Below are 12470 nucleotides of genomic sequence, written 5' to 3'. Positions count from 1 at the left end.
TTATTTATTCAATAATTTATTAATATGAAAAACTGCTTTTTCCAAACGCTCTTTCTTTCCGCCTTTGAGCAAAACATAAGGTTTGTTATACCTTTTTAGTGCATCTTCAAAAGCGTTAAACATTCGCACTCTTTCATCTGGCTTATCCCTTAAATCATCAGCTTCCCAAGGTGTATCAATATAGGTTAAAAAATATAAGTCATAGATGTTCTCTTGAGCATATTTATCCAAAACAGGGTCACATACACCTTGATAATATGCTTCGCTATACACTTTTGTTTCTAATAAATCTGTATCGCATATTAACACAGAATCTGTTTTTAGAGACAATTCATTTTCTAATTTCATTTGTCCGATAGCAATTGGCAATAAATCTTTTGGCTCACAGGTTTTACGTTCATTATTCCACTTATTTTGAAGATATTCTCGTGCATATTCTGGCACCCAAACAGAATTATAGTATCTAGCTAATTGACCAGATAACGTCGTCTTGCCTGTTGATTCTGGACCAAATAGGACCACTTTTATACAGTCTGATGCTTGTTGCTTAAGTTTCTCTTCCATGCTAAATAACCCATTATGGCTAGAATAGTAAAAATTAAATATTGTAAAGATAACATCCCTAGACCTCTGTGAGCATATAACGGGATTGTTATTAAATCACCTATAATCCATAACGTCCAATTTTCTAGTTTTTTATTTGCCATATACCACATGGCGGTAAAGAAAATTCCTGAAGTAAAAATGTCTATGTAATTCGGAAGTTCTAACTCATAATTAAAAGCTTTGTAGACTAAAAATGTGACTAACATAGTAACTAAAAATAGTCCAAACCCTATAATTTTCTCTTTTGAGTTAGTTCTTGAAATAGGAACCACATATTTATCATTTTTCTTACGAGACCAATTCCACCAGCCATAAATACTCATTATAGAATAGTAAAAATTCATCATCATATCCCCAAAATATTGATTGATATAAAGAAGGTAAACTGTAATTACCGTACAAATAATTCCTGTTGGATATACTAATATATTTTCTTGTTTTGCAAACCAAACACTTGCAATACCAAACACAAAAGCGATAGCTTCTAAAATAATTTGATATGTTGGGGCGCTTTTGTAAGCATCAAGAAAAAAATCAAAAATGGGGTTCATAATCGCTTCTATCTGTTTTTACGATTTTTAATTGTAATACGGCTATATCAATAGCTTCAAAAGCCTTTTTAATCTCAGTATTCAAAAAAGGCATCAATGTATCATAATTGCCATAAATCTGTGTACTTAATGGATTTTCTAAAACTTTAAATTCTGAAGCTCTGAGCGCTTTTATGAACGCTACAATATGTGGCTCATAATCATCTTTTAAAGGCGTGTATGTGAGTTCTGCTGATACTTTCATATTTACTTTTTAAGTTCTTCAAAGAAGTTTTCATTTTCTTCAAAAGCAGTGCCTATAACCACCATATCTGCTCCTGAATTATATGCCAATTCTAAATCCTCTTTAGAACGAATGCCACCACCAACAATTAGAGGAATTTTCAATCGTTTTTTAACTTCAGAAATAATCTTATAATCTACAGGATGTGTTGCACCGCTTCCAGCTTCAAGGTATATCAATTTCATTCCCAATAATTCACCAGCTCTAGCCGTATTAACTATTGCATCTATATTTTCTCGTGATAAAGGTTGGGTATTACTAACGCGCTCGACAGCGGTTTGTTTTCCGTTTTCAATAAGCACATATCCAGTTGGGATAACTTCAAGTTGTGTTCTATACAGTTTAGAAGCGGCTTCAACATGCTTACCAATTAAATACTCAGGATTACGTCCTGATATTAATGACAAAAACAAAATTCCATCTGCTTTGTTTGTTATTTGCGTTACATCGCCTGGAAATAAAATTATAGGAAGTTTTGTATGTTTTTTTAACTCTGCAACTACTTTTTCGGTTTCGAATTCTTCAACTTCACTTCCCCCTACAAAAATATGAGTAGCTATTGATTGATTAATTTTCTCACATGCAGATGCAATAGAATTAATCTCTATTTTATCAGGGTCAATTAATATTGCCAAAAGCTTTTTCCGTCTTTTACTTGCTGATTTTATGTTATGATAAATTGAACTCATTCTTCTAAAACATAAGCACAGGTAAACCCATCGAATTCTAAAAAATTGCCTTTGTATCTGTATTTCCTATCGTTGTAGTCTATCCAACATACTGTTTCTGTCTCTTCAAAAGTAAACGGAATCACTAAAAAATGTTCTCTAAATAACATGCCTGGTGTAGCAAATAATTTATATAAGGATTCTTTAATTCCCCAAATAACAGTAAGCTTTCTCACATAATCTTCTGCTTCAGGCTTTAAATAATTGAATTCGTAATCCACAAACTTCTTAGCAATAATCGCAATTTTCTCACGCTGTTTTTCGATGTCAATTCCTACCTCTGCATCACTAATGATTACTCCAGAAAATGTAAAACTATGCGTAATTGAAATATGTTTACCATCCTTAAGATGCGGCTTCCCGTTCTCGTCATAAAACAAATCTTGGTCTGTATAACCAAATTCGCGAAGCAAATGACGGACACTCAAAAAGCCACGTTGATGTAGCTCACTCTTCATGCCTAAAACACGCTCCAAACTATTTGATTTTAGGTCAAGAGGCTCTATTAAATCTTCATAAGATTCTCCAATCTTCCAAATTTTAACAGTAGTTTGTGTGTTAACGCTAATGGATTTATACAGCGGCATTTAGTAATATGAATGTTATTAGTTATCTTTGCACCGCCTAAGGCAGGATTAACAATTTTGATAAGCGAATTTAGCTATTTTAAGCACTAACGCCAAAGTTGTTTCAATTTATAAAATATTAGAAAAAAAGAAATGAGTACAAAGACTATTGCTTACGTTCCAAACAAAGTAAAAGACATGTCGTTAGCGGCTTGGGGAAGAAAGGAAATTGAATTAGCCGAAGCAGAAATGCCAGGTTTAATGAGCTTACGCGAAGAGTATAAAAACGAGCAACCTCTTAAAGGTTCTCGTATCGCGGGATGTTTACACATGACTATCCAAACAGCGGTTTTAATCGAAACTTTACAAGCACTTGGTGCAGAGGTCACTTGGAGTTCTTGTAATATCTTCTCTACGCAAGATCAAGCTGCTGCTGCAATTGCTGCTGCTGGTACAGCTGTATATGCATGGAAGGATATGACAGAAGAAGAATTTGACTGGTGTATTGAGCAAACTTTATTCTTTGGTGAAGACCGTCAACCATTAAACATGATTTTAGATGATGGTGGTGATTTAACTAACATGGTTTTAGACAAGTATCCTCACCTAGCTAAAGACATTAAAGGGCTTTCTGAAGAAACTACAACAGGTGTTCACCGTTTATACGAGCGTGTTAAAAACGGAACATTACCAATGCCAGCTATTAACGTAAATGACTCTGTCACTAAGTCTAAGTTTGATAACAAATATGGTTGTAAAGAATCTGCAGTAGATGCAATTCGTCGTGCAACAGACGTCATGTTAGCTGGTAAGCGTGTAACAGTTTGTGGTTATGGTGATGTTGGTAAAGGTACAGCTGCTTCTTTTAAAGGTGCAGGCTCTATCGTTACTGTAACAGAAATCGACCCAATATGTGCATTACAAGCTGCAATGGATGGTTTTGAAGTAAAGCGTCTAGAGACTGTTGTTGGAAATTCTGATATCGTAATTACTACAACAGGGAACAAAGACATCGTACGTGCTGAGCATTTTAAAGCAATGAAAGACAAAACTATCGTTTGTAACATTGGGCACTTTGATAACGAAATTCAAATGGCTTGGTTAAATGAAAACTACGGCGATACAAAAGATACGATTAAGCCACAAGTTGATAAATATTCTGTTGATGGTAAAGATATCATCATTCTTGCTGAAGGGCGTTTAGTAAACTTAGGTTGCGCAACTGGTCACCCAAGTTTTGTAATGAGTAACTCATTTACAAACCAAACTTTAGCGCAAATCGAACTTTGGAACAACAGTGAAGCATACGGAAACGATGTGTATATGTTACCAAAGCACTTAGATGAAAAAGTAGCTAAATTACACTTAGAAAAAATCGGTGTAGAGTTAACAGAGCTTGCAGAATACCAAGCTGAGTATATTGGTGTAACTGTTGAAGGTCCATATAAACCAGAACATTACCGTTACTAATTTAATAATTACAGTGTCACACTGAACCGCTACACTGAGCGTAGTCGAAGTGTCTCATCATAATTTCTAAAGCCTCAAATACATTTTATTTGAGGCTTTTTTATTTATCTTGTCTGAAAGTTTTATCATGAGCAACCATTCAAAATTAGATAGCTATATAAAGCAATTTGAAACCTATATTCCAGAGTATGAAGTTTCAAATTCTAAAGTCTCAAAGTCAACAGTTGGTTGGCAAATAGATCATAGCCTTAAAGTCATCAATGGTGTTATTAATGCACTGAAAAATGCACCTACAGATAAAAAATCTAAATTGACAATGCCAGGGCGTTTTTGTCTGACCCTAAGATATATTCCTAGAGGAAAAGGTAAAGCTCCTAAGTACGTTTTACCACCAGAACATATTGAGAAAGCACATCTAGATGAGCAATTATTGATGGCTAAAGAATTAGTACCACAACTCAAAACCATTAATACTAAAGCCACTTTTAAGCATCCTTTTTTTGGTATTTTAACCAAACAGCAAACCATCAAATTTATTGAAGTGCATACCAAGCATCACCTAAAAATTGTAAAGGATATTTTGAAAAAGTAATCCTAAATATTACTTCTTCGGATGCACCAATTTCATCTCATCAATTAAGTGTTTTGCTCCAGCATACTTATCTATAATAAACAACACATAACGTAAATCTACCATAATATTTCTGCAAATCTCAGGGTCGTAATAGATATCACTCATGGTACCTTCCCAAACGCGGTCAAAATTTAAACCAACTAGATTACCTTCAGCATCAATAGCTGGACTCCCAGAGTTCCCTCCTGTGGTATGATTGGTACCTAAAAAGCAAATAGGTAGTTTTCCATTTTTGTCTGCATACTGTCCATAATCTTTTGTTGCATACAAATCACGAAGTCTTTGAGGCACGTCAAACTCATAATCTCCAGGTACATATTTCTCAATAACGCCATCTAAATACGTCACCGGATTATAATAAATAGCATCTCTAGGTGCATAACCATTTACTTTACCATAAGTAACTCTAAGCGTACTGTTAGCATCAGGGAAATACCGTTCTTGCGGAAGCACTTCCATTAAAGCTTTCATGTATTTAGTTTGTAATGCATTAATTTTTGTATTAATACGCTGAAATTCTGGCTCTAAATTGGTGTAAAACTCTAAAACTAGAGGTTTCGCATATTGGTAAGCCACATCATTATTTAACTTTTGTAATACAGTTTTAGAGTCTCCTTCTAATAATTTTAATGCACTATCTAGATTTACAAAAGCTGTTTTATTATAAATAGAAGCGTCAAAATTAGACGTGTATAATGGTATAACAGCTTCAAAAACACCTTTGTCTACAGCAGAATTATAGTTTTTATGTATGCCTTTTAATCGATTTACCATTGATGCTCTTGCTCTTTCAAAAGCTTCGTCACCTCTACTAGCCGTGTTTTCCATTTGCACCAATCGGAACATCATTTGCATCAACTCATTAGAACGTAAAAAGACCTCAACAAAATTGTTGCGCTTTACATTAATGGATTCAAACTCTTTGTAGAACTTCTCGAATTCTGGTAAAATATCTCCATATGCTGCTTCTTTTCCCTGGTCCTTTAAAGCCTTGACAAACTCCTTTTCAAATTGTCTTTTTATGTCTACGGCACCGCTTTTTTCAATACCTTGGTTTTCTCCAATCCACTTCTTCCAAGCATTGGCTATGCGCGCTTGTTTTGATGCATATTGAATACGAATTTCGTCATCAGCCTTCATATTGGCATCAATAACTTTTAAGGCAGCTTCTCTGATGGCTATGTTAGATGGATTTACCTTTTGTGTAATTTGCTCCACAGCTACAGCAGGAAGGTATTCATTTGTACGTCCAGGAAAACCAAATACCATTGTAAAATCACCTTCTTCAACACCATCTAAAGAAACTGGTAAAAAGTGCTTAGGCGTATAAGGCACATTATCTTTGCTATATTTTGCTGGTCTATTATTCTTGTCTGCATAAATTCTGAATATTGAGAAATCCCCCGTATGCCTTGGCCATACCCAATTGTCAGTATCACTACCAAATTTACCAATACTACTTGGTGGCGCTCCTACTAAGCGTACATCTTCAAACCTTTCGGTTACGAATAAATAATATTGATTGCCTTTATAAAACGGACGAATCTTAAACCCTTGCCATTCTTCTTTAACTATGTTTTTTTCAACAGCATTTCTATTTTTATCTATTTGCGACTGTTTTTCGCGAGGACTCATCTCTTCTGAAACATCTTTGAGCATTGCATCTGTAACATCCTCAATACGTACAATAAACTCTACATAAAGTCCTTCATTGGGAATTTCTTCTTCAAAATTCATTGCCCAAAAGCCATCTTTTAAATAATCGTTTTCTAAAGATGAATGTGACTGAATTTGACTAAAGCCACAGTGGTGATTAGTCAATAATAAGCCTTTTGGAGAAATAACTTCACTTGTACAACCACCATTAAAATGACCAATAGCGTCTTTTAAACTTGAATTGTTAACGTCGTAAATATCTTTGGCTGTGAGTTTACTTCCTAAACTTTGCATTTCACTTTCATTCATTCCCTCTAAGAGTGAAGGAATCCACATACCACCTTGTTGTGCTGAAACTTGAAAAACAATAAATAAAATAATGACTTTTAAAATACGCATGGTCTATAATGTTTTTGATTACAGTAAAGATAAAAAAGGATAGGATTTTGTCAACTCGAAATATCGGATTTTAAAGTATCTTTATTCTTATGAATTTTACCTCTAAGCTCCCAAACGTAGGCACCACCATTTTTACTATTATGAGTGCACTTGCAAACAAACACAGTGCCATTAACTTATCACAAGGGTTTCCTAATTATCCTAGCGATCAAAAATTGATTGATTTGGTGAATAAAGCCATGAATAATGGGCATAACCAATATGCACCAATGGCTGGGAATTTAGATTTACGTTTAGCGATTGCTAATAAATACCAGAGGCTTTACGATAACACATATCATCCTGAAAAAGAAATCACCATAACAGCAGGTGCAACTCAGGCCATCTATTGCATTATATCAGCATTTGTGAGACCAAATGATGAAGTCATTGTCTTTAAACCTGCATACGATTGTTATGAACCTGCCGTAGAAGTTAATGGCGGAAAAGTGATTCCTATTCAGTTGTCAGCTCCAGATTACAAACCTAATTGGGAAGAGGTTAAATTAAAACTATCTTCTAATACCAAGATGATTCTCATTAACTCACCGCATAACCCAAGCGGAACGATTTGGTCTCAAGAAGATATGCTTGAACTTCAGGAAATAACCCAAAATACTGATATCATCGTCTTAAGTGACGAGGTCTACGAGCATATTGTTTTTGATAATGAGCAACATCAAAGTGCTTGTCTATTTTCAGACTTAAAACAACGCAGTTTTATTACGGCTTCTTTTGGAAAAACATTTCATAATACGGGTTGGAAAATTGGTTATACTTGCGGACCTGAAGCACTTATGGAAGAGTTTCGAAAAGTGCATCAATTTAATGTGTTTTCTGTACATCATCCATCCCAAAAAGGCATAGCAAATTATATGCAAGATGAAAACACCTATTTAGGATTAAATCAATTTTTTCAGCAAAAACGAGATTTGTTTTTAAGCTTAATAAAAGAATCTAGATTTAAGTTTACACCTTCAAAAGGCACTTATTTCCAAGTCTTAGATTATTCAGATATCACAAACGAAAATGATGTGAATTATGCCAAACGCTTAATCAAAGAATTTGGTATAGCGTCAATCCCGCTTTCGGTATTCAACCTCAATCAAAAAGATGATAAGGTCTTACGTTTTTGTTTTGCTAAAACAGATGAAACTTTAGTAAAAGCTGCTGAGATTTTGAATAACATCTAATCTAAAGCCTTCGTTAACTTCTGCATAAACTCTCCCACTTTAGAAGGCTCTAACCAACGTGTTACGACAACAACATTATGCGCTCTATCGACAACAATAAAATTGCCGCCAAAGCCAGCAGCATAATAGATATTCTCAGAAACATTCTCCCAATGACGAGGTCCTTTTTTATTCAGCCACCACATATAACCATAATTTACATTTGGTTGTGAAGGTGTAATTGCTCGTTCTATCCAATCCCTACTAATCAATTGCTCATTCTTCCATTTACCATTATTTAAAAACAGTAAGCCAAAACGTGCCATATCTTCGGCTGAAATAAAAATACCTGCTCCAGAATGTCCGCCACCTGTAACCGATTTCATTTTAAGACCATCAATTGTTGTCCAAGCATTGTCGTAACCAAACCAACGCCACGTTGTTGAAGCATCAATTTTGTCCATCAGTTCTTCCTTTAAAACTTGAGGTAGTGGTTTGCGCCAAACTTGTAGCGCTGAGTACGCTAAAACATTAACACGAACATCATTATATTCCATTTTTGTTCCTGGGTCATGATATTTCCTGTTTTTCCAATCGTCTAAATCACCTTCTCTTGGAGGTCTATCAGCCCAATCTTTTCCGCCCCAAAGCTCTCCAGACCAATCTGAGTTTTGTTGTAGTAAATGCTGCCAAGTAATTTTTGAATTATGATTACCTCCAAAGGTGCCATCCCAAACATAGTACTTTACAAAATCGGTCTCATTAGCAATCAATCCATTATCAACAGCTAAACCTGTAACCGTAGACAAAAAACTTTTTGTGACACTAAAGGTCATATCCACACGTTTTGTATCTCCCCATTTTGCAACTACATAACCATCCTTGAGTATTAATCCTGCTGGTCCACCACGCTTTTTTGTGGGTCCTAAAATGTCATGGAAAGGTTCACGAGCAAATCCTTTAAGAATAGCAATACGCAAATCTCTTGAACCAGAATATTCATTATTCTTGGCAAACTCAACAGCATCATTTAACCATTCTGAATCTATATCTACATCTGCTGGTGCTTTTTCTTCCCAAACTTCATTCTTCTTTGGAAAATACTCAACTTGTGCAGAAACACAATAAAAACAAAACAACAGCACAAGCAGTAAACCTTTCTTCGTTAGAGACATAGTATCTATTTATGTTAATTAATTTATTAAGCCTTGTAAATTTACTAATTTTAAATCATGAAAACCGACTTAAAAATTGCGCTTATCCAAACAGATTTGGTTTGGGAAAGTCCTGAAGAAAATCGCAGAAATTTTCATCAGAAAATTGAAAGTATTTCTGATGTAGTAGATATCATTGTATTGCCTGAAATGCTCTCTTCTGGTTTTACGATGAATGCAATCTCAGTTGCAGAAACCATGAATGGTAAAACTTTGACTTGGTTAAAAGAATTGGCTTCAAAAAAGAATGTCGCTATAACAGGAAGTTTGGTGATTTCAGAAAACAACAACTTTTATAATCGTTCTGTTTTTGTGCATCCTCATGGAAAAGTAGACACCTATGATAAGCGCCATACATTTACTTTAGCTGGTGAACATAAAACCTATACTGCCGGGACAACTAAAACTATAATTGATTATCAAGGCTGGAAAATCTGTCCATTAGTTTGTTATGATTTACGTTTTCCTGTATGGGCAAGAAATACCGAAGATTATGATGTGCTTCTCTACGTTGCCAATTGGCCAAAACCAAGAATTAATGCTTGGGATGCGCTATTAAAAGCTCGTGCTATTGAAAATATGAGTTATTGTATTGGTGTTAATCGTGTTGGAAAAGATGCCAATGGACATGAATATCCAGGTCACTCTGCTTGTTACGATGTTTTAGGCAGAAAAATGAGTAATCTAAAAGCTCATCAAGAATCTATTGAAGTTGTAACTCTTGAAAAAACAATTATTGAAACATATCGTAATAAACTTAATTTTTTAAACGACAGAGATAGTTTTACTCTTTTAGAATAAACTCAATAATATAATCGAAATTTGGTCTCACTGGATCAATAGGTTCAGCATAACTGACGCGCTCTGGCTGAATTTTCTTTAAGTAATTACCAGAATCGTATTTACCATTTTTATTGGTATCAAAAATAGCACGAAGTTGATACTGCTTTGCATCAATATCATTAAAATCTACCACTGGGTATGTATCAGCATATTGCTCATACAATACTTTCCCTCTATCGTCAATAAGCTGAACAATCAAAGGGAATTTTGCATTAATCAAGTTCACCCTAATATTACCAAAATCAGATTTTTTTCGTGTATTAAAACTAAAATTTAAGGTGTCATTAACCTCACCATAAAAATCTGTAATCGCGGAAGGCAATAACTCCATTTTATATTTTTGAGATTCTTTAGCATCAATTTTAAACTTGTAACGATTATATAGTTCATCATATTCAACATCATACTTTACGTTCATAGAATCCTTATCTATAAGTTTAATTTTAGTTGTATCTATCTTACTAAAAGGTGTTGTAGCTTCAAGAGTAATATCATCATTAAAACTCAGGTTACCTGGCTTTAATGGTGTGACCGTCAAAGAATCTTTATCTGCCTTTCTGAATTTATATTTAAACGTCTCAGCGAAATTTTCACTCTTCACTACAAACAAAGCAGAATCCACTTCAACTTTTGGCTTAAACCAATAATACAAACTATCGGTTTCTTTATCTCTAGTTAGTTTATACTCTAAATTTTTTATTGAATCAGATTGGACTTCAATTTCAACATTTTCTAATTCGCCCTCAAAAGGAAACATAATACGTTGCTCTGCAATTTGACTAGGTTTTAAAACCTTAAAATCTAAAGTTTCCTTGAAAAGTGTAATGTTATATGTAGAGTCTGTTGGCACAGTAATTTCACCTTCGTAGTAACCTATTTTATCAGTTTTTGGCTGATAAGTGAAATTAGCATTTTCGTCTTTTAAAGCTACCAATCTATATGTACCAGCTTTAATATTATCGATACTAAATGTTGTTAAACTATCTAAGGTATTGGTTACAAATTTTGGTTTCTCCTTATAGACAATAGAATCTGTATACGTTGAATCAGATTCATAAAGCATTACAGATATAAATGTGTCCGCGTTTCTATTTTCGGCATCAAAAACAGCACCTTTTACAGATAAAGAATCTATTGTTTCTCCTGTAGAAAACACATAACGGTAATACGGATATGGATTTTCCTCATTATTATCAACTATACTTTGCCCAAAGTTGATGGCATATGTGGTGTTATCTGCTAAAGTGTCTTTAATTTTTATAGTAATATATTTACTAGCAGTACCCAAAGGCGTGATTACTGGAGGCGTATCCATTGGCGGTGAGATAATCAACTGCTTCTGCAAATCCTTAAGTTTTACAAACTCATCAAAATAAATCTTAATCTCTCTGTTTCTGAAATTTGTAGAATAATTTTTAGGACTTTCGCTAGTGATTTCTGGTGGTGTAACATCTTTTTTCCCACCAGAAGGTCTGCTACGACTTGCACAACCTACTGCTAATAGAATTGCAGATAGAATTACGAAATATATCCTAAAGGATTTTATAAACATTGGCTTCAAAAAATTTAAGCAAATTAACAACTTAATTCTATTAATAACGAACAAACTACTCTGCAATTGCCATAGTAGCCACACTAATTTTTACATCCGCAATTGTCTTTAAAAGTGTGACGCAAGCTTCAATAGTTGCGCCAGTTGTAATAATATCATCAACTAATAAAATATGTTGGCTTTCTAAATTTTTTACATCACCAAGGGCAAAACGTGTATTGGCATCATCAAAACGGGTAATTCGGTCTTTAAAAACTTGTGTTTTTGCATGTTTTATTTTTATCAAAACATCTTCATTATATTCTGTATCTAAGGCTTTTGCAATAGCTTTTCCAAATTTTGTGACTTGATTATAACCTCGTTCTCTGCGTTTGTTTTTATGTAAAGGCACAGGCACAACAACATCAATATTCTTATAGTCTTCAATTTTAGCCAATTCGCCTCCAAGCCAATCTCCAAGAAACTTTCCTATTTGTTCATGCCCTCTATATTTGAGGTTGTGCAATAATTCTTGCACCAATCCTTTCTTAGAAAAGTGTAATAATGATGTGGCATTCTCTAATTCTACACGACCGTATACTATTTTTTTAACAGCATCATTATTTTCAAAATGAAAATTAGTTACCGGTAGTTCATGTCTACAGTTTATACAAATTACTTTTTCATTATTCTGTAATGGCGTTTTGCAAGCTTCGCATATTTGCGGAAAGAATAAATTAATGAGGTTTTGGAACACTTTAAATAAATATCTTGAAAA

General features: G+C 34.1%; 13 protein-coding genes. 4 read left to right on the top strand and 9 right to left on the bottom strand.

Going from position 1 to position 12470, the window contains the following annotated elements; genetic code table 11:
- The 5 genes from Q0770_RS09280 to Q0770_RS09260 are packed head-to-tail and all read right to left on the bottom strand — an operon-like array spanning nucleotide 1 to nucleotide 2755.
- Complete coding sequence (locus tag Q0770_RS09280) at nucleotides 1–564, bottom strand: ATP-binding protein (protein ID WP_299116243.1); 564 nt, start codon at nucleotides 562–564, stop codon at nucleotides 1–3.
- On the bottom strand, nucleotides 525–1157 hold the full coding sequence (gene pnuC / locus Q0770_RS09275) for a nicotinamide riboside transporter PnuC (protein WP_299116241.1): 633 nt from the start codon (nucleotides 1155–1157) through the stop codon (nucleotides 525–527). The genes Q0770_RS09280 and pnuC overlap by 40 nt, the downstream gene beginning before the upstream one ends.
- Complete coding sequence (locus Q0770_RS09270) at nucleotides 1141–1401, bottom strand: hypothetical protein (protein ID WP_299116239.1); 261 nt, start codon at nucleotides 1399–1401, stop codon at nucleotides 1141–1143. Before Q0770_RS09270 ends, pnuC begins: the two co-directional genes overlap by 17 nt.
- 2 nt (nucleotides 1402–1403) lie before the next feature.
- Complete coding sequence (locus Q0770_RS09265; RefSeq protein WP_299116237.1) at nucleotides 1404–2129, bottom strand: geranylgeranylglyceryl/heptaprenylglyceryl phosphate synthase; 726 nt, start codon at nucleotides 2127–2129, stop codon at nucleotides 1404–1406.
- Nucleotides 2126–2755: a 4'-phosphopantetheinyl transferase superfamily protein gene (locus tag Q0770_RS09260; protein ID WP_299116235.1), complete on the bottom strand. Its 630-nt coding sequence runs from the start codon at nucleotides 2753–2755 to the stop codon at nucleotides 2126–2128. Before Q0770_RS09260 ends, Q0770_RS09265 begins: the two co-directional genes overlap by 4 nt.
- A 132-nt stretch (nucleotides 2756–2887) precedes the next feature.
- Here Q0770_RS09260 and ahcY point away from each other — a divergent pair, with 132 nt between their 5' ends.
- Together ahcY and Q0770_RS09250 are read left to right on the top strand one after the other, a co-directional pair.
- Nucleotides 2888–4204, top strand: a complete 1317-nt coding sequence (ahcY, locus tag Q0770_RS09255; RefSeq protein WP_299116233.1) for an adenosylhomocysteinase — start codon at nucleotides 2888–2890, stop codon at nucleotides 4202–4204.
- A gap of 127 nt (nucleotides 4205–4331) precedes the next feature.
- Nucleotides 4332–4796 (top strand): DinB family protein, encoded by a 465-nt coding sequence (locus Q0770_RS09250; protein WP_299116231.1) that lies wholly within the window; start codon nucleotides 4332–4334, stop codon nucleotides 4794–4796.
- 9 nt (nucleotides 4797–4805) lie between these two features.
- On the opposite strand, the gene Q0770_RS09245 is transcribed toward Q0770_RS09250, so the two are convergent.
- Nucleotides 4806–6893, bottom strand: a complete 2088-nt coding sequence (locus tag Q0770_RS09245) for a S46 family peptidase (protein WP_299116229.1) — start codon at nucleotides 6891–6893, stop codon at nucleotides 4806–4808.
- 89 nt (nucleotides 6894–6982) lie between these two features.
- Here Q0770_RS09245 and Q0770_RS09240 point away from each other — a divergent pair, with 89 nt between their 5' ends.
- Complete coding sequence (locus tag Q0770_RS09240) at nucleotides 6983–8125, top strand: methionine aminotransferase (protein ID WP_299116227.1); 1143 nt, start codon at nucleotides 6983–6985, stop codon at nucleotides 8123–8125.
- On the opposite strand, the gene Q0770_RS09235 is transcribed toward Q0770_RS09240, so the two are convergent.
- Nucleotides 8122–9279 carry a serine hydrolase gene (locus Q0770_RS09235; RefSeq protein ID WP_299116225.1) on the bottom strand — a complete coding sequence of 386 codons (1158 nt, stop codon included), beginning with the start codon at nucleotides 9277–9279 and terminating at the stop codon, nucleotides 8122–8124. The genes Q0770_RS09240 and Q0770_RS09235 overlap by 4 nt on opposite strands.
- A 57-nt stretch (nucleotides 9280–9336) precedes the next feature.
- Here Q0770_RS09235 and Q0770_RS09230 point away from each other — a divergent pair, with 57 nt between their 5' ends.
- Complete coding sequence (locus tag Q0770_RS09230) at nucleotides 9337–10119, top strand: amidohydrolase (RefSeq protein ID WP_299116223.1); 783 nt, start codon at nucleotides 9337–9339, stop codon at nucleotides 10117–10119.
- On the opposite strand, the gene Q0770_RS09225 is transcribed toward Q0770_RS09230, so the two are convergent.
- Both Q0770_RS09225 and Q0770_RS09220 read right to left on the bottom strand, forming a co-directional pair.
- Nucleotides 10103–11713 carry an Ig-like domain-containing protein gene (locus Q0770_RS09225; protein WP_299116221.1) on the bottom strand — a complete coding sequence of 537 codons (1611 nt, stop codon included), beginning with the start codon at nucleotides 11711–11713 and terminating at the stop codon, nucleotides 10103–10105. The two genes, Q0770_RS09230 and Q0770_RS09225, sit on opposite strands and share 17 nt — an antisense overlap.
- 55 nt (nucleotides 11714–11768) lie before the next feature.
- Nucleotides 11769–12449, bottom strand: a complete 681-nt coding sequence (locus Q0770_RS09220) for a ComF family protein (protein ID WP_299116219.1) — start codon at nucleotides 12447–12449, stop codon at nucleotides 11769–11771.
- Nucleotides 12450–12470: the final 21 nt, after the last annotated feature.

Source organism: uncultured Winogradskyella sp. (assembly GCF_947501905.1).
In the GTDB taxonomy this organism is placed as follows: Bacteria; Bacteroidota; Bacteroidia; order Flavobacteriales; family Flavobacteriaceae; genus Winogradskyella.
The sequence above is the reverse complement of the archived record's forward strand: the minus strand, read 5'-3'. Positions and strand labels throughout refer to the sequence as shown.